Origin of the sequence: Evtepia gabavorous (genome assembly GCF_003425665.1) — a bacterium.
Lineage (GTDB): Bacteria > Bacillota > Clostridia > Oscillospirales > Oscillospiraceae > Evtepia > Evtepia gabavorous.
The window spans coordinates 21,341-38,055 of the sequence record NZ_QQRQ01000009.1; the positions used below are offsets into that span (position 1 = coordinate 21,341).

Genomic DNA, 16,715 nt, shown 5'->3' on the forward strand with positions numbered 1-16,715 from the left:
CTATCCAAATCCTTTTTCACCACAGGGCGGAGTACACTCCGCCCTGTGGTGATTTTTAGAAGCAAACAGAAACACCCCCTGGATAGGGGGTGTTTCTGTGCGGGTTAGAAGATGCCGTCATACCCGTCAATGTAGTAATCCAGTCGGACCAGTTCCTCCACCTGGGTTCCGTCGGGCAAGGTGCCCGTACAGTGGAGCTTGAAGGTAATGACCGGATAGGTGACAAGGTTGGCGGTGACGGTTTCCGTGGCGGCCTCCTTGGCGGCGGCCTCGTCATAGCGCAGATAAACCAGGGAAAAGGCATCGGGCAGGGTAACGGTCTGATCTTCTTTCCGGCTGATTTTCTGGCACTGCTCCTTCACTTTGGCCGCTGTGGGATACTGCTCGATCTCACAGGGCAGGCCGTTTGCAGTGGCGGAGGTCACTTCGAACGAGGTGTAAACCTCTTTGCTTTCACGGGTGGGGGTTAGGGAGAAGACCATCTTGTCCTTCTGACAGGTGACGCATTCCTCCTCCCAGGTGCACCGTCCGGCGTTATACTGGATGCCCCTGTCAGCAAGCAGTTCTTCCAGGGTCTGCTCCGAGTCCTTACAGGGTGCCGGCAGAGCACGCACGGAAATCCAAGCGACATCGCCCCGGTCGAAGGAGGTGGTGGAGGCATTGTACTCTCCGTGGGTGATCCCCAGTTTGTCAGACAGCGTCCAGGCGCTGTCCCAGGCAAAATCGGTTCCCGACACGTATCCCAAGGCCCGGAGAACAAAGGTCAGGTATTCCGAGGCCCGAATGGTGCTGTCCGGGTCAAAGCGGGTTTCACTTTTTCCGTTGGTCAGCCCCTTTTCATAGGCATAGCCGACATAGGGCGCGGCCCAGTCGGGGACATCCTGGAAGGGGGTGGTCCATGTGCCCGCCAGGGCATCCTCCTCCTGGCCCAGCAGACGGACCAGCATGGTCACGCCCTGGGCACGGGTGGGGGAGCGGTCCAGGGAAAAGACGGGGAATCCCTCCGCGTCGGTGTCTGTTCCCTGAAAAAGGCCCATGTAGTAGAGCTGCCAAGCGGCCGCCTCCTCCTGCTCCGGGGGTGCGGCCCCAGCGGGAAGGGCCAGGGCAAGGCTCAAAACCAGGGCCAGCAGCAAAGATATCCATTGTTTCATTGGGTTCTCCTTTGTGTTTTCTCCGTCGAATGGGACAGAGACGGGGGATCAGAAGATCCCCAAGTGTTCCAGCAGAATTTTCAGGCCCAGGAGAATCAGGATCACGCCCCCCAAGGCCTCGGCCTTGGACTGCATCCGGGTACCGCAGAGACTGCCGAACTTGACCCCCAGGCTGGAGAGCAGGAAGGTGGTCAGAGCGATACAGCAGACGGCCGGCAGAATATCCACCTCCAGAAAGGCGAAGGTAATGCCCACCGCCAGCGCGTCAATGCTGGTGGCCACCGCCATGGCGAACATGACCCGGAAGCCCAGGGAAGCGCTGGCCTCCTCCGTGTCGCCGCTTCGGGCTTCCCGGAGCATGTTGATCCCCAGAATCGCCAGCAGGGCGAAGGCGATCCAGTGGTCGATGGCGGTGATGTACAGGGAAAACCGGGAGCCCAGGAGCCAGCCCAGCAAGGGCATGAGCCCCTGGAATCCTCCGAACCATAGTCCCACCAGGACCATCCTTCCCAAAGTGACCCGGTCCATGGCCAGTCCTTTACAGATCGAAACTGCCAGCGCGTCCATGGACAGCCCCACCGCCAAGAGCATCAGTTCTAAAAATCCCATCCTGTTTCGCCCTCCTGGTTCACAGTATGCGTCTGGGGCAGGGGGTAGACCGGATCACCCAAGGGGGAGGGACATCGGTTATTTCTCAAGGGTTTCCCAGGCTTTGTCCAGGAAGCTCTCGTCATAGATCTGTTCTTCCGTGGGGTCGCCGGTGATGCCGCCGGCCAGCTTGGTCAGGGATACGGCGGCCTCAAAACCAGATTTGGTGTGGTAGCCGGTGAAGCTGGCGACCTTCCGCTCCTGGTCATACTGGGCGTCGTAGAGGAGCTCTTCCTCTGCGCCCTCAAAGAGGGGGAGGAGCTTCTGGGCGATGTCCTCCGGGGAGGCGGTTTCCATCCACTGCATGGCCTTGGCCATGGCGTTGACCGCTTTCTGCACCAGCTCCGGGTCGGACTGGATCAGCGCGTCGGAAGTGATGACGGTGAACAGCTCATAGCTGGAGGAGCCGATGATGCTCTCGATTTCCGCGTCGTCGGTGCCGTCCACAATGACCACACCGCCGGCGTCCAGCAGCTGCTTGGCGGACCAGGGGTTGGTGGAGACGGCGGCCTGGATCTCGTCCTGGTCCATGGCGGCCAGATAGCCGGAGCTGGCGACGTTGGGGAGGCTGACATCGGTATCCGCGTTCAGACCGGCGGAGTTGACGCAGGCCTTAATGAAAGAGGTGGGGCCGCTGTTGGCACTCAGACCGCCGGCGATGGCCTTGCCTTTCAGGGAGTCAAGGGTGGAGTACGACTCGTTGGCGCCGATCAGCTGGTAGGGGTACTTCTGTGTGGCGGAGAGAATTACCTTGCAGCCCTGGCCGGCCTCGTTGACCATGAGGGCGGTCTCGATGCCCTTCAGGCAGAACTGGGCGTCCCCGGACAAAACCGCGGTGGTGGCGTCGCCCCCCTTGATGGTCTGGAATTCCGCGTCCAGGCCCTCTTCGGCAAAGTAGCCCAGGGTCTGGGCCAGGTAGGCGGGGGCCCAGTGATAGCCGCGGATTTGTTCCGTGAAGATAATCTTTTGCAGGTCTCCTTTGTCCTCGGTTCCGCTTTGCGCGGAGGTGGGTTCCTCCTCCGGGGCGGGCTCACTGGGGCCGCCGCAGCCGGCCAGCAGGCCAAGGGACAGCGTCAGGGTCAGCAGCAGAGCAAGTAGCTTCTTCATAATGACACTCCTTTTCCTTTCATGGTTTCTTTCGTTTTATCATAACCGCAGGGCGGATACGATCGAACGGGGGCTCATCGCCAGCGCAGCAGGCGGGCTTCCAACAGACGGACCACGCCGTCCAGGAGGATGATGAGGATCACCAGGATCAGCACGCAGCAGAGGACCCGCTGGGCGTTGAACACATCCCCCGCCGCGGAGAGGAGCCAGCCCATGCCGCGGGTAGAGCCCAGATATTCCCCCACAATGGCGCCGGACAGGGACAGGCCCAGACCGGTGCGGAGACTGGTGAGCAGCCAGGGCAGGCAGGCGGGCCAGATGACCTTTCCCAGGATCTGTCCCTGGGTGCCGCCCAGCAGGCGCACCGCCCCCACCAAGGCGGGGTCCACACTCTGGACGCCGGTGTAGAGGTTGAAGGCAAAAATAAAAAAGACCATCAGGGCCGAGATCAGGACCTTGGAGGAAAGGCCCATCCCGAACCAAATGATAAACAGCGGCCCCAGAGCCAGCTTGGGCAGTCCGTTGAGGCCGGTCATCAGGGGCATCAGGGCCCGGCTGACCCGGGGAGAGAGCCCCAGGCCCAGGCCGGCCAGGGTGCCCAGCGTGCCGCCCAGCAGCAGACCCAACCCGGCCTCCTGGGCAGTGACGGACAGATGACGGGCCAGCATGCCGCTGTGGAGCATGGTCCAGAATTCCTGCCAGAGCAGGCTGGGACGGCTGAAAAAGAAGGGGTCCACATAGCCGGCCGCGGCGGTGGCCTCCCACAGGCCCAGTGCCAGCAGCAGGAGCAGGGCGGTCCATCCGCCCGGGCTGAGCAGCGTTTTCTGGCGTTTCATCTCCGGCCCTCCTCCTGGGGGAGCTGGGCCTCCAGCTCCTGCCAAATGGCCCGCTCCAGCTCCACAAAGCGGGGAGAAAATTTCACATCCATCACCCGCCGGGGACGGGGAAGGTCAATGGGATACTCCCGCACCACGCGCCCTGGCCGGGCGCTCATGAGGACCACCCGGTCTGCCAGGGTGATGGCCTCGGTGAGGTCGTGGGTGACATACAGGATGGTACAGCCCGTATTCTCCCAGAGGGAGAGAATATCGTCCTGCAGGCGCTGCCGGGTGAAGGCGTCCAAGGGGGCAAAGGGCTCGTCCATCATGAGAATGGCGGGGTCCACTGCCAGCACCCGGGCGATGGCGGCCCGCTTTTTCATGCCGCCGGAGAGCTCCCGGGGATAGCTTTGTTCAAAGCCCTCCAGGCCCATGCTTTTCATCAGGGCCCGGGCGGTTTCCTGCCGCTGGGATTTGGGGACGCCCCGCAGCTCCATCGCCAGGGCCACGTTGTCCAGCACGGTTCGCCAGGGCAGCAGGGTGTCCGCCTGGGAGATATACCCTACCGACGGAAGAATGCCCTGGACGGGTTCTCCCGCCAGACGGACTTGGCCGCTGGTGGGGACAACCTGCCCTGCCAGGACATTCAAAGCGGTGGTTTTCCCACAGCCGGAGGGGCCCACCAGAGCCACCAATTCCCCTTGCGCCACGGACAGATTGACTTGATTCAGTGCCAGCAGAGCGGGACGGCCGTCGGGAAACGCAAAGGACACGGTTACCTCTTTTAATTCCAGCAACGACACAGGGCGCCTCCTCCCACAGTTATGATACAAGGATTTTTTTCTTTCCTTATTATAAAGGGGGGGCAAAAGTCTGTCAACCGTTTCCGGGCAGGCGGGGCTCCCCCGGAGACAGGCAAGGAAAAGCGGGAAGACGACGGTTCGTCTCCCCGCTTTGGAATGGGATGATCAGTTTTTGGGGCGGAACTGCCCCCGGATGAGCTTGCCGTTGGCGTTGTGGGCCAGCGCGTCAACAAATTCCAGAGCCCGGATTTTTTTGAAGCCGGCGCAGGCGTTGTTGTGAAAGGCCATAAGCTCGTCCTCCAGAGCCTGGCTGGGGGCATAGCCTGGGGCCAGCATGACATAGACTTTCACCCGCTGTCCCAGGTCTGGGTCAGGCTCCCCCACGGCGAGGCACTCATAAACGGCAGGGTGCAGGGAGAGGACGTCTTCGATCTCCACAGGGCTGACCCGGTACCCCTTGGTCTTGATGATCCCGTCAAACCGGCCCCGGTAAAACAGAAAGCCATCCTCGTCCCGGGTGGCCAGGTCCCCGGTGTGGAAGAAGTCTCCATCCCACAGGCGGCGGTTGGCCTCCTCGTCGTCCAGGTATCCCATCATCAGCCCCTCCGGCCGCCGGCCACCGTCGGCCACCAGAATGATCTCCCCCTCTTCCCCTGGCTGGGCAAAGGTGCCGTCCTCTTTCAGCAGCTCTACATGGTACTTGGGAAGAATTTTCCCCACAGACCCCTCCTTCCGGCCCAGGGCCTTGGAGGCTGCGGCGATTAAGCCGGCCTCGGATTGGGCGTACCCCTCATAAAGCACGTGCCCTGTCTGGGCGGTGACTTTTTGGGCCAGATCCGGGGAGAGTTTTTCTCCTCCCACCGCAAAGTTGGTGATGGAGGAGAGGTCGTACCGGTCCATGCCCACCTCGGTGAGCATTCGGTAGACCGTGGGCTGGGCCATCATGCCGGTGGCCCTGACCTCCTCCAGAAGAGAGAGGACCTTTTCCGGCGGAAAGCGGTCATAGTCGTAGACCAGCAGGGCGCCCAGATGGAGCCACTGGCCATAGAACTTGGTGCCGGAGACCACTTCCCATCCAGTATCTCCGGTGGCGAAGTGGAGGGACCCGTCGTGGGTGTCCTGCATGTAGCGCGCCCCCCAGTGGTTGGCCAGGGTGAAGGCGTGGTCGTGGAGCACCCCCTTGGGCTGCCCCGTGGTGCCGGAGGTAAAGTAGAGAAGGATGGGTTCGGACCAGCGGGTCTCCACCCGGTCCATGACAGGGCTCTGCGCGGCCACCTTTTCCAAAAAGTCCTCAAAGCCATCTCCGCCGCCCAAGGCAAAGCGCAGGGGGACGCCGGCTTCCTCCGCAGCGGCCAGGACTCTGGCCTCCGCCTGGCTCTCCCGGCAGGTGATGACACAGCGGACGTTTGCCTTTTGCATCCGAAAGGCGAAGTCCTTTTGGGTGAGCAGGTAGTAGGAGGGGGAGAGGACCAGACCCAGCCGGTGGGCGGCCAGAGCCACCACCCAGTAACTCCAGTGGGTGCGCAGCGCGGTCATAATGACATCGCCCTTTTTCAGCCCCCGGCTTTGAAAAAGATTGGCGGCCTGGATGCTCAGGGTTTTCAGGGCGCCGAAGGTCAGCCGTTTTTCCTCGCCCCGGTCGTTCCGCCACAGCATGGCCAGACGGTTGGAACATCGTTCCCCCAGGGGGTCTATGACATCGTAGCTGTAATTGTAGTTGTCGGCATAGGTGTAGGCCCAGTGGGTGATTTGACCGGTTTCATCAAAGGTCTCCTGAATAAACTGGGTGTAGAATGCTTCCATGGCGCAGGCGCCTCCTTCCGAAATCAAAGGTGACAGAGAAACTCCCGTGTGTTGCGCACGGGAGTTCCGAAAGGGGAAAAATCTTATTTGCCGATGTAGGTGTACACTGCAGAGGGGCGGCCCCCTGTGGAGTAGTCCACGCCGCCGATGACGCTGTTCTTGTCAATCAGATAGTTCATGTACCGCCGCAGCGTGACCCGGGACAGAGAGACGTTTTTCGCGATATCCTCAATGGAGAGCTTTTCGCTTTTGTGTTCCCGCAGAAAGGAACAGATGATCTCCAGGGTCACGGGATGGATTCCTTTGTCCACGAACTGCCCGCCCCGCTGGCCCTCGGGGGAGATGACTTTGTCCAACTCCTCCTGGTTGAAAGCCTTGTCCCCGGCAAAGGCCTCCCGCCGGGAGACAAATTTTTGCAGGGCGGTCTGAAACCGGTTATAGTCAAAGGGTTTGATCAGATAGTCGGACACGCCGTAGGAGTAGAGCTCACTGACGTGCCGGGCTTCACTGGCGGCGGTGACCATAATCACGTCCGCTAAGATTCCTTCTGCTCGGAGCTTGACCAGAAAAGTCCGGCCGTCCATCACAGGCATATAATAGTCCAGCATAATGAGATCCACTGGGTGAGTTCGGACAAAGTCCAAAGCCTCCTGGCCATTTTGGAAGATTCCCGCAATGGCCATTTTGCTGTTGTGTTCCACATATTGCTTGTCAATTTCCGCGACCATGGGGTCGTCTTCCACGATGATAACCTGATACATACGCATTCCTCACAGATGGGTAATTTCTTACATAATTATACATGGAAAAATCGGAAAAGGCAATATCTGCGGGGAAAAAGTTAGAAAGATAGGGCACAAAAGATTTGTAGAAAGAGAAAAAGTTTTCAAACAAATATTGGAAATCCGGAACTGGAGGGTTCAGAAGGCCAAAAACAGGGCGCGCGGCAGCTGCCGTGCGCCCTGTTTGTAATCGTTTAGTTCCAGTAATCGGTTTTTTCCTTCAGGCCGATATTGGCGGCCTTAAATTCGGGATTTTTACCTGCTTTTCGCTGCTCTGTGTAGTCTTTCAGGGCTTTTATCGCGGTCCGTCCCAGGATCAGAATGACGGGAATGTTGATGACAACCATCAGAGCCTGGAAGAGATCGGCGGTGTCCCAGGCCAGCTGCATGCTGATGACAGCACCCAGCAGGACAATCACGGCGGCAATGATCCGGAAAACGGTCATGAAGGTCTGGCTGGGGGTCTTCTTAAAGATGAACCGCAGGCAGCCTTCGCAGTAGTAGTAGTTGCCAATGAGGGTGGTGAAAGCAAAGAGGGCCATGGAGATGGCGATAAAGACAGGGCCAAAATCGCCCAGCGCGTTCTGCAGCGCGGCCTGAACATAGGGGGCGCCGGCGGCCTCCGCGGTGGGCTCCACACCGGAGCAGAGGCACATAAGGGCAGTGGCGGAGCAGATGAGAATGGTGTCGATGAAGACAGAGAGCATCTGCACCAGGCCCTGCTTGACCGGGTGGGAGACGTCCGCGGTGGCCGCGGCGTTGGGGGCCGAACCCATGCCGGCCTCGTTGGAATACAGGCCGCGCTTAATGCCCTCCATCATGCAGGAGCCGGCGAAGCCGCCGAAAATGGCGGGGAAATCAAAGGCGCTGGCAAAAATGTTCTGGAAGACGGTGGGGACCAGGTTCAGGTGCATCAGAACCACGACCAAGGCAATGACAACGTAGAGAACGCCCATGATGGGAACCAGTGTGCCGGTGACTTTGGTCAGACGGTGGGCGCCGCCCAGCACGCAGGCGGCAAAGAGAACCGCCAGGATCAGGCCGATGAGAAAGGGGGAATGGTCGCCGTAGAAGCTGAAGCCGGCAAAGGCGGACTGGAGGTTGTAGGAGGCCAGCATATTATATCCCACCGCATAGGTCAGGATAATGATGATGGCGAAGACGACCCCAAGCCAGCGCTGCCGCAGGGCGGTTTCCATGTAGTAGGAGGGACCGCCGTAGCTGCTGCCGTCCTTGTTCTTCCGCTTATAGATTTGGGCCAGGGTGGACTCCACAAAGGCGGAGGCGCCGCCCAGAATGGCGGTGACCCACATCCAGAACACCGCGCCGTATCCGCCCAGGCAGATGGCAGTGGAGACCCCGACAATGTTGCCGGTGCCCACCCGGGAGGCGGTGGAGATCATCAGGGCGCCGAAGGAGGAAATGCTTCCCTTGGTTTTGGGCTTTTCCGAAACCACCCGGAAGGACTCGCCCAGCAGGCGAATCTGGATAAACTTGCTGCGGAAGGTAAAGAATAACCCAGCAGCCAAGAGCAGAAGGGGGACCCATGGCATGTACAGGACCCCGCTGATGGCAGTGACCACAGAATCAATGCCGTCAAGAATTTGGTTCATTGGAATCACTCTCTCTTTTCTTTTTTCTGATAGGGGCATAATAACCAATGCTATCATCTTACAGGAAACGACAAGAAAATGCAAGAAAAATCAACAAATTGTCGTGAGAAAAGACAAGAAAGAGCGTGCCGCTGGAAAGACAGCGGCACGCTCATGAAACAGAAACTATGGAGAAGAAACGAGTGCCTTACGCATCCTTGGCGTGGCTGAACATAGCCGCGGCACGCTCTTCCGGAGAGATCCGGCGTCTCTGCACACCGGAGGCAAGGAAGAGAATGATGCCAATGACCATCCAGCCCACAAACATGATGCTGGCTGTTTTGCCCATGTAAACAGGGTTGTTGGGGATAAACAGCAGCACGAAGACCACGGTGGTCACAATGGCAGAGAACGCGCCCATGGCAATTCCACCGGGAATCTTGTAGGGACGCTCCAGGTTGGGCTCTTTCTTCCGCAGGCGGATGAGAGAGTAGGAGGTGATGGTCCAGGACAGCACGAAGGCGGCTGCGGAGAAGGAGGTAATATCCTGAATCAGGCCGGCGCCCAGGAAAGGACCGATCAGAGACAGCACCAGGCAGACGATCAGACCGGGAACAGGGATGCCGTTTTTATTCTGCTTGGCAAACACCTTGGGCACCAGGCAGCCGCGGCCCATGCCCATGAGCAGGCTGGCGGAAGCCATGAAGAAGCCGTTCCAGGTGGTGAACAGGCCGGCGATGGCGCCCAGGGTAATCAGCCAATACAGCACCTCGCCCACGGCACCGGGATACAGGTTCAGGAACATGGTGGAGGCAGAGGGGTTTGCCATGTGGGCAAACTCCTGCCAGGGCCAGCCATAGCCGAAGCAGAACAGCAGGATGGCATAGAAAACACAGGCCAGACAGACGGACAGCACCACGGTTTTGCCCACGTTGGTGATGTCGCCGCCGGCGTCCTCCACGCCCTGGGGAATGGTCTCAAACCCGGCCAGGAAGAAGGGGGCGGAGGCCAGAATGGCCATAATGCCGCCAAACATGCTGTGGTGAGAGACCTCTTTCAGCCCCTCGGAGGCAGCGCCGTAGATGGTGGGGTCAGAGACATCGTAGATGGGCTGCCAGTTTTTCGCGTCGCCGCCGATGAGAGCGGCCACCGCGCCAATGATGGCGGCACCCACCAGGATGAAGCACAGCACCTTCTGCACTGTGGCGGCCGCTGCCAGGCCGCGCATGTTCAGGGCGAACAGCAGCAGGGAGGCCACGGAGCCAATGATGATGGTGACGAGATAGACATCTGTCCCGGCGATCTGATAGAGGGGTTCCCCGCTCTTGATGTCGGGAATCAGGTAGCCCAACACGTCAGTGATCTGAATGGCTTCCCAAGGAATGATGGAGACGAACGCGCCAAAGGCCGCCCATCCAGAGATAAAAGAGACATTCTCGTTGAATGCCCGATAGGAGAAGGCCATGCCGCCGCCAGCAACGGGGAGCATGGGAACCAGCTCACAGTAGCAGAGAGCAATGGGGATCATCATGACCAGCGCCACGATGTAACCAATCGCGGCCGGAATGGGGCCGCCGCAGCTGGTCATCCATCCGTTGATGGCGACTGCCCAGCCAACGCCGACGATTGCGCCAAAGCCAATGCAGAAAAAGTCAATGGCGCTGACACCTTTCTTTTCTGGGTTGTTACTCATACAGTACCTCTTTTCTGAAATGACCGCTTCCGGATGGAGCGGGGATGATGGATTCGTGCAGGAAACGAATCATAAGTTCCCGGAAAGTGCGGCCCTCCTTTCAGCCCGGGGGTGCTCATAAACGAAAAAGAAAATAAAAATGGCGAAAAAATGGTGACTTAAATCGACAACTTATTATAAAAAATGTCAATAAAGATGTAAAATAGAGAAAATCTATGGCAATATAAAAAAATTCTTGGACCGGGCGATGAAAGAAAAATAGCAAAAAACAGCCGAACAAAACGGCTGCTTCTTGCTATCCGAAGATGAGTTCAGGAAAAGTTGGCCCGGGTTGGGGGAAAAAACGGCGGTCTCTCCCGCCCAGAAGAGGCGGCCTCTTGTCTGCCTGGAAGAAGAAGGGCGAACAGACACCAGCCCAGACCGGTAGGGCAGCTTTGCGCTGCGGTCAAAGTTCTTGACCGCCGATTAGTATACTCGGGGAAGAATTTTTTGTAAAATTGAGAGGATTTATGTCGCCATAAAAAAATTCTTGTACCAATTTTGCGGTAGATGTGGTATCATCATGTACTAATCATGGATTGCTTATCCAAAACAGGACACAGCAGAATAAAGGAGAGATGAGCAATGGGTAAATATGCACCGGTCATCAAGACCGCTGAGTGCGGCAGTATGACCCGGGCAGCCCAAACCATGGGTTACACCCAGCCAAGCCTTGGCTATATTATCAATAACATTGAGAACGAACTGGGGGTCAAGATTTTTTATCGGGACCAGCGAGGGGTCACCTTGACAGAGGCCGGTGTCGGCCTGCTGGAAATTATGCGCCAGATTGAGGCCATGGAGATGCGGTTGCAGGAAGCGGCCCGGGTCAGCAAATGGGAGCTGCTGCGCGTAGGAATTTTTTCCGACGTGGCGGCCCAGTGGATGCCCGGAATCTTAGAGGCGTTTTATGAGGCGTACCCAGATGTGGTAGTGAAGCTGGAGCAAGAGTCATGCTACCTGAATGGAGAGCTTGATGTGAAGGAGCATAAGCTGGATTGCTGCTTCTTCATTGGACAGTGCCCCCCTGGCATGGAGAGCTTTCCCCTCTATGAGGACCCCTACTATCTGGTGGTGGAAGAGAAGAGCTATTTGGCCAGCCTCAAAGAGGTCTCTGTATGGGATGTGGTGGGAAAGTACCAGTTTATTCCAACCAATGAGAGCTTTGATATGGGAAGTACCATCCATGAGATCTATCAGCTTTTTGCCAGATTCAGCCGGTTGGATTTCCAACCCCAGGAAAACCAAATGGCCATTGCGCTGGTGGAGAAAGGATTGGGAATCACGGTCCTGCCGGGTCTGACTCTGATTGACTTGATTCCAAACCGGGCGGTGAAGATCATTCCCCTGAAGGACCGCCTGACCCGGACGGTGAGCCTTCTCTGCCCCCGGGAATCGGAGCGGTCCCACTTGACCGAGGTATTTCTTCGCTTAACGCAGCAGCGGGTCGATGCATGGAGAACGGCACAAGAGAACAAAAGCCCTTGAACCACTGGTTCAAGGGCTTTTTTCATGGGGAAGACCTGTGAGAGGCAGGGAAAATTACTTGGAAACGACCGGAAACTTGATGAAAATGGAGAAAATGGATTGCCATTTTTATCAAGCTTCCGTTACAATAAAAAGGGTTATATCTCAAAACAACAGGGAGGGCTGCGCCTGGACAGCGGTGAAAAACGGGACATTCCAGTGAGAATAGACGGAGAGATAAAACAGCATTTCCCTGGGCTCCCGGAGCGTGGTCAGGTTTCGGCCAATGATTTTGGCAAGGTATGCGCGGTTGCCCTCCTCCCAGCAGCATAGGACCAGACGCTCCACAGAGCGGGAAATGGTGCGCGGATTTTTGTTGAGCTGTTTGGCGACCTCCGGGTAAATGTCCTTGGTCACCATGATCTCATCCATGGGAATTTTCTGAACAAAGAGCAGTTCAGAAAGGCAATCCACCGAGCAGGCCAGGGGGCGGGTATCCCGGCGGATTGGCCCGAGAATGGTGCGAATAATTGCCTCTGTATTTGTCATAAGGAACCACCTTCCGTTAAGAGATGGTTCGATAATACAATGCTTTTAAGGGAACCAAGCAGTACGCGACAAAAGACGACAAAACTTCCAGAAAAATCCAGTTTTTTCTGGCCGGAAAGGGGAACCTTTTGGAAAAACTTGCGTCTCAATCAGTAGAAGCTTATGAAGTGGAGAAAGGAGCGTGACTCTGATGAAACATTGGAAAAAAGGACTGTGCGGCCTGCTGGCTGCGGTGCTGATGGCGCCGGCCGGGCTGGCAGCACCGGTGAACGGCGAGAAAGGCTTGTCAGATTTGGAGGGGCATTGGGCCCAGAAGGAGGTAGAGGCCGCGGTTGCATCTGGATGGGTGGACGGTTACCCAGATGGGAGTTTTAAGCCGGAGAAGAGCATCACCCGTGCGGAGTTTACAAAAATGCTGCTGGACGCGATCCACTTGACGCCGGACAGTGAGACAGTGGCATAGATGAAAGCGCATGCAAAAATGAAGGATATTTGGGGAAGGCCGACAGCATATACGCCGAAGCTGTACGATATGAGCGGCCACTGGCTGACCAGCCAGGGGTGGCTGGACGCGGCGCTGTACTCCGGCATGGTGGTGCCAGATGACTACAATGGGAAGAATTTCCGGCCGGAGAAAGCGATTGCCCGGTATGAGATCGCGCTGATGACGGACCGGGCCCTCGGCCTGGTGTACCCGGCCAGCCAACCGGTGGAGGGGGAACTGCCCTTTACCGACAAGGAGGAAATCCTGGACTGGATGAAGGGGTATGTGAACGAATCGGTCAAGGCTGGCGTTCTGAAGGGGTATCCCGACGGGAGCTTCCAGCCCAACAAGACCTCCACGCGTGCCGAGGCCGTGGTGATGATCCAGCGGATGCTGGAGGAGATGGAAGAGGGGATTGATGCGTTGGATTCTGCCACGACGATACGTGTGCAGTACAGAGAATCTATTCCGTATACGCATGAAATCAGTGATACCATTTTGCAAGAAAGAGAAACGGACCAAATTCAATTACAAGTGATTGATAATATAGTTTATGCGTCACTCAATGATTTGTATGATGTTCAAATTGAAATGATGCAGGAGAACGGAAATACACAGTGGGAGATTATTGGTTTTGAATGGTGGCCTATCGAGCAAAAATTTTATGTGGAACCTATGGACGGATTTTATTGGGAGTTTCAGTACCAGGCTGGAGATACAACCTACTACTGGGGAAAGTGGTCAGTCCATCCATCCTATTTCTGTGAGCCTGTGCGCTTTCTTTATGGAGAACTCATGGTTCCAATTTGCGACTTTTCCCATCCAAAGGAGGAGCCGCAGGAAGGTTGGCAAGCTGCTTGGGATGCGGAAACCCAAACGCTGACTGTTCCTATGTTCTATTACAATGGATGGGGAATGATTTCGTGAATCTTTTTATATAACGGGGTGGCCGTTTTGGTTGCCTCCGTTTTTTAGGAAGTGAATATAGGACAGAGCAGAGGGACATATCGGATAAAAAATTTTTGAGGAAATAGTTAAATTTTAATTAATATTATATATTAAAAAATAAAATGTATTAAGAAAGTGGCGTGACTCGAATGAAACATTGGAAAAGAGGACTGTGCGGCCTGTTGGCTGCGGTGCTGATGGTGCCGGCTGGACTGGCGGCGCCGGTGAGCGGCGAGAAAGGCTTGTCGGATTTGGAGGGGCATTGGGCTCAGAAGGAGGTAGAAGCCGCAGTTGCATCTGGATGGGTGGACGGTTACCCAGATGGGAGCTTCAAGCCGGAGAAGAGCATCACCCGTGCGGAGTTTACAAAAATGCTGCTGGACGCGATCCACTTGACGCCGGACAGTGAGCTGGTGGCATGGATGAAAGTGCACGCAAAAATGGAGGATATTTGGGGAAATCCGACGGAATATACGCCGAAGCTGTACGATATGAGCGGCCACTGGCTGACCAGCCAGGGGTGGCTGGACGCGGCGCTGTACTCCGGCATGGTGGTACCGGATGACTACAATGGGAAGAATTTCCGGCCAGAGAAGGCGATTGCCCGGTATGAGATCGCGCTGATGACGGACCGGGCCCTTGGCCTGGTGTACCCGGCCAGTCAGCCCGTGGAGGGGGAGCTGCCCTTTACCGACAAGGAGGAAATCCTGGACTGGATGAAGGGGTATGTGAACGAATCGGTCAAGGCCGGCGTTCTGAAGGGGTATCCCGACGGGAGCTTCCAGCCCAACAAGACCTCCACCCGTGCCGAGGCCGTGGTGATGATCCAGCGGATGCTGGAGGAGATGGAAGAGGGGCTGAACCCTGATATCACGGTTGTAGCAAGATATCAAGAGGGTTGGAAAGGGGAGAGCATTGTACAGGAAGAGGAGACCAACAAGATTCAACTGCAAATAGTTGACAACATTATTTACGCATCGGTAAAGGATCTATACGATGTTGAAATGGAAATGATGAAAAAGGTTGGACATATCAATCCAGATAATAGAATGGGGTTCCAATGGTGGCCAGTCCAACAAGGAATTGTAGTGCTTAATGTAACTGTATATGATTATTATAACTATGGATTCCAGATGGGAAGTACTAAGTACTATTGGTTGGGATTTGATAATGAAGAAGTATATTGTGCACCTGCACGTGCCTTATACGGAGAATTAATGATTCCTGTATGCGATCTTTCGCATTATGATAGGGAGCCACAAGATGAATGGAAGGGCGGATGGGTGCCAGAAACCAATACCCTGACTTTATGGATGCTTTATCAGTCTCCCAGGGATTGGCCCTGATTTTATTATTGCGTTTTGAGTCTCTCAGAATGGGGGAATCATGAAAATACAAGAATGGAGGCAGCTTTTTGCTGCCTCCATTCTTGTTAAGAGAGAGGTTCAGTGCTGAGGATAATGGAGGAGCGGGCGCTTTGGCGATTGGATAGAGGAAGTACAGAGAATCAGGAATACATTGGGCAAAAAAATTTTTGAGAAAATAGTTGCATTTTGAGAGATATTACGTCTTAATAAACAAAGGGTAATAAGAAAGGAGTGTGACCCTGATGAAACATTGGAAAAAAGGACTGTGCGGCCTGCTGGCTGCGGTGCTGATGGTGCCGGCCGGGCTGGCGGCGCCGGTAAGCGGCGGGAAAAATCTCTCGGATCTGGAGGGGCATTGGGCCCAGAAGGAGGTAGAAGCCGCAGTTGCATCTGGATGGGTGGACGGTTACCCAGATGGGAGTTTTAAGCCGGAGAAGAGCATCACCCGTGCGGAGTTTACAAAAATGCTGCTGGACGCGATCCACTTGACGCCGGACAGTGAGACAGTGGCGTGGATGAAGGAGAATGCACTGACAGATGATATTTGGGGAAATCCGACGGAATATACGCCGAAGCTGTACGATATGAGCGGCCACTGGCTGACCAGCCAGGGGTGGCTGGACGCGGCGCTGTACTCCGGCATGGTGGTGCCGGATGACTACAATGGGAAGAATTTCCGGCCAGAGAAGGCGATTGCCCGGTATGAGATCGCGCTGATGACGGACCGGGCCCTCGGCCTGGTGTACCCGGCCAGCCAACCGGTGGAGGGGGAGCTGCCCTTTACCGACAAGGAGGAAATCCTGGACTGGATGAAGGGATATGTGAACGAATCGGTTAAGGCTGGCGTTCTGAAGGGGTATCCCGACGGGAGCTTCCAGCCCAACAAGACCTCCACGCGTGCCGAGGCCGTGGTGATGATTCAGCGGATGCTGGAGGAGATGGAAGAGGGGTTAAACCATGACATCACGGTTGTGGCAAGATATAAAGAGAACTATAAAGAGCATGGAGAAGAAGGGACGATTCTACAGGAAGAGGAAACAGACCAAATTCAGCTGCAAGTGATAGACAACATAATTTATGCGTCGCTTAATGATATGTATGATGTTGAAATAGATTTGATAAAAAAATATGGAAAGGAGAGTGCGGATAAACTTGGAGTTGCTTGGTGGCCGATTCAGCAGGAGATGATAGCGGGCATTACGAATGTAAGTTCTGGTAGTCTATATTACTATCAAATGGGAAATGAAATATACTATTGGGAAAGCAATGGAAGTGAAAAAATGTTTTGTGCACCAACGCGTGCGTTGTATGGAGAGTTGATGGTTCCAGTGTGTGATCTTTCACATTACAGTAGAGAAGCACAAGATGAATGGAAGGGAGGATGGGATCCTGAAACCAATACGCTTACTCTGTTAATGTATTACAGGGTTCCCCCGGAACGGTATAGCTGAGAATAGAGATGGA

At 55.9% G+C, this 16,715-nt stretch carries 15 protein-coding genes; 5 read left to right on the plus strand and 10 right to left on the minus strand.

From position 1 onward, the window contains the following. Positions 1 to 104: 104 nt before the first annotated feature. The 9 genes from DV520_RS06845 to DV520_RS06885 all read right to left on the minus strand — a co-directional run bounded on the left by DV520_RS06845 (position 105) and on the right by DV520_RS06885 (position 10,397). A complete protein-coding gene (locus DV520_RS06845; protein WP_021920474.1) occupies positions 105 to 1,151 on the minus strand; it encodes an S-layer homology domain-containing protein in 1,047 nt (348 codons plus the stop codon). Positions 1,152 to 1,199: 48 nt separating this feature from the next. Continuing rightward, on the minus strand, positions 1,200 to 1,760 hold the full coding sequence (locus DV520_RS06850) for a manganese efflux pump MntP (protein ID WP_021920473.1): 561 nt from the start codon (positions 1,758 to 1,760) through the stop codon (positions 1,200 to 1,202). A gap of 78 nt (positions 1,761 to 1,838) precedes the next feature. Beyond that, entirely contained in the window at positions 1,839 to 2,906 is a 1,068-nt protein-coding gene (locus tag DV520_RS06855; protein ID WP_117142247.1) for an ABC transporter substrate-binding protein, read from the minus strand. A gap of 74 nt (positions 2,907 to 2,980) precedes the next feature. Further along, a complete protein-coding gene (locus DV520_RS06860; protein WP_117142248.1) occupies positions 2,981 to 3,742 on the minus strand; it encodes an ABC transporter permease in 762 nt (253 codons plus the stop codon). Further along, on the minus strand, positions 3,739 to 4,527 hold the full coding sequence (locus DV520_RS06865) for an ABC transporter ATP-binding protein (RefSeq protein ID WP_242984660.1): 789 nt from the start codon (positions 4,525 to 4,527) through the stop codon (positions 3,739 to 3,741). Before DV520_RS06865 ends, DV520_RS06860 begins: the two co-directional genes overlap by 4 nt. Positions 4,528 to 4,692: 165 nt before the next feature. Further along, positions 4,693 to 6,330 carry an AMP-binding protein gene (locus DV520_RS06870; RefSeq protein ID WP_021920469.1) on the minus strand — a complete coding sequence of 546 codons (1,638 nt, stop codon included), beginning with the start codon at positions 6,328 to 6,330 and terminating at the stop codon, positions 4,693 to 4,695. An 83-nt stretch (positions 6,331 to 6,413) separates the two neighbouring features. Continuing rightward, positions 6,414 to 7,091 (minus strand): response regulator, encoded by a 678-nt coding sequence (locus tag DV520_RS06875; RefSeq protein ID WP_021920468.1) that lies wholly within the window; start codon positions 7,089 to 7,091, stop codon positions 6,414 to 6,416. 215 nt (positions 7,092 to 7,306) lie between these two features. Continuing rightward, positions 7,307 to 8,725, minus strand: a complete 1,419-nt coding sequence (locus DV520_RS06880; protein WP_021920467.1) for an alanine/glycine:cation symporter family protein — start codon at positions 8,723 to 8,725, stop codon at positions 7,307 to 7,309. Positions 8,726 to 8,912: 187 nt separating this feature from the next. Continuing rightward, on the minus strand, positions 8,913 to 10,397 hold the full coding sequence (locus tag DV520_RS06885) for an APC family permease (protein WP_117142251.1): 1,485 nt from the start codon (positions 10,395 to 10,397) through the stop codon (positions 8,913 to 8,915). A gap of 624 nt (positions 10,398 to 11,021) precedes the next feature. On the opposite strand from DV520_RS06885, the gene DV520_RS06890 reads away from it, so the two are divergent. Then, entirely contained in the window at positions 11,022 to 11,924 is a 903-nt protein-coding gene (locus DV520_RS06890; RefSeq protein ID WP_021919209.1) for a LysR family transcriptional regulator, read from the plus strand. Positions 11,925 to 12,068: 144 nt separating this feature from the next. Here DV520_RS06890 and DV520_RS06895 read toward each other — a convergent pair whose 3' ends face one another. Next, positions 12,069 to 12,452, minus strand: coding sequence for a sporulation initiation factor Spo0A C-terminal domain-containing protein (locus DV520_RS06895; RefSeq protein WP_021919210.1), 384 nt, complete (start codon positions 12,450 to 12,452; stop codon positions 12,069 to 12,071). Between the two features lie 190 nt (positions 12,453 to 12,642). On the opposite strand from DV520_RS06895, the gene DV520_RS06900 reads away from it, so the two are divergent. From DV520_RS06900 to DV520_RS06915, 4 genes are all read left to right on the plus strand, one after another. Next, complete coding sequence (locus tag DV520_RS06900; protein ID WP_117142252.1) at positions 12,643 to 12,915, plus strand: S-layer homology domain-containing protein; 273 nt, start codon at positions 12,643 to 12,645, stop codon at positions 12,913 to 12,915. A gap of 69 nt (positions 12,916 to 12,984) precedes the next feature. After that, complete coding sequence (locus DV520_RS06905) at positions 12,985 to 13,863, plus strand: S-layer homology domain-containing protein (protein WP_133308838.1); 879 nt, start codon at positions 12,985 to 12,987, stop codon at positions 13,861 to 13,863. A gap of 170 nt (positions 13,864 to 14,033) precedes the next feature. Next, the gene (locus DV520_RS06910; protein WP_117142254.1) at positions 14,034 to 15,230 is read left to right on the plus strand and encodes an S-layer homology domain-containing protein; all 1,197 of its coding nucleotides are present in this window, start codon (positions 14,034 to 14,036) and stop codon (positions 15,228 to 15,230) included. A 263-nt stretch (positions 15,231 to 15,493) separates the two neighbouring features. Further along, the gene (locus tag DV520_RS06915; protein WP_117142255.1) at positions 15,494 to 16,702 is read left to right on the plus strand and encodes an S-layer homology domain-containing protein; all 1,209 of its coding nucleotides are present in this window, start codon (positions 15,494 to 15,496) and stop codon (positions 16,700 to 16,702) included. The last annotated feature ends 13 nt before the right edge of the window (positions 16,703 to 16,715 follow it).

Bases quoted from the DNA above. Each gene is read 5' to 3' on its own strand.
- DV520_RS06845 (WP_021920474.1), bottom strand. From the start codon at position 1,151: ATGAAACAATGGATATCTTTGCTGCTGGCCCTGGTTTTGAGCCTTGCC.
- DV520_RS06850 (WP_021920473.1), bottom strand. From the start codon at position 1,760: ATGGGATTTTTAGAACTGATGCTCTTGGCGGTGGGGCTGTCCATGGAC.
- DV520_RS06855 (WP_117142247.1), bottom strand. From the start codon at position 2,906: ATGAAGAAGCTACTTGCTCTGCTGCTGACCCTGACGCTGTCCCTTGGC.
- DV520_RS06860 (WP_117142248.1), bottom strand. From the start codon at position 3,742: ATGAAACGCCAGAAAACGCTGCTCAGCCCGGGCGGATGGACCGCCCTG.
- DV520_RS06870 (WP_021920469.1), bottom strand. From the start codon at position 6,330: ATGGAAGCATTCTACACCCAGTTTATTCAGGAGACCTTTGATGAAACC.
- DV520_RS06875 (WP_021920468.1), bottom strand. From the start codon at position 7,091: ATGTATCAGGTTATCATCGTGGAAGACGACCCCATGGTCGCGGAAATT.
- DV520_RS06880 (WP_021920467.1), bottom strand. From the start codon at position 8,725: ATGAACCAAATTCTTGACGGCATTGATTCTGTGGTCACTGCCATCAGC.
- DV520_RS06885 (WP_117142251.1), bottom strand. From the start codon at position 10,397: ATGAGTAACAACCCAGAAAAGAAAGGTGTCAGCGCCATTGACTTTTTC.
- DV520_RS06890 (WP_021919209.1), top strand. From the start codon at position 11,022: ATGGGTAAATATGCACCGGTCATCAAGACCGCTGAGTGCGGCAGTATG.
- DV520_RS06895 (WP_021919210.1), bottom strand. From the start codon at position 12,452: ATGACAAATACAGAGGCAATTATTCGCACCATTCTCGGGCCAATCCGC.
- DV520_RS06900 (WP_117142252.1), top strand. From the start codon at position 12,643: ATGAAACATTGGAAAAAAGGACTGTGCGGCCTGCTGGCTGCGGTGCTG.
- DV520_RS06905 (WP_133308838.1), top strand. From the start codon at position 12,985: ATGAGCGGCCACTGGCTGACCAGCCAGGGGTGGCTGGACGCGGCGCTG.
- DV520_RS06910 (WP_117142254.1), top strand. From the start codon at position 14,034: ATGAAACATTGGAAAAGAGGACTGTGCGGCCTGTTGGCTGCGGTGCTG.
- DV520_RS06915 (WP_117142255.1), top strand. From the start codon at position 15,494: ATGAAACATTGGAAAAAAGGACTGTGCGGCCTGCTGGCTGCGGTGCTG.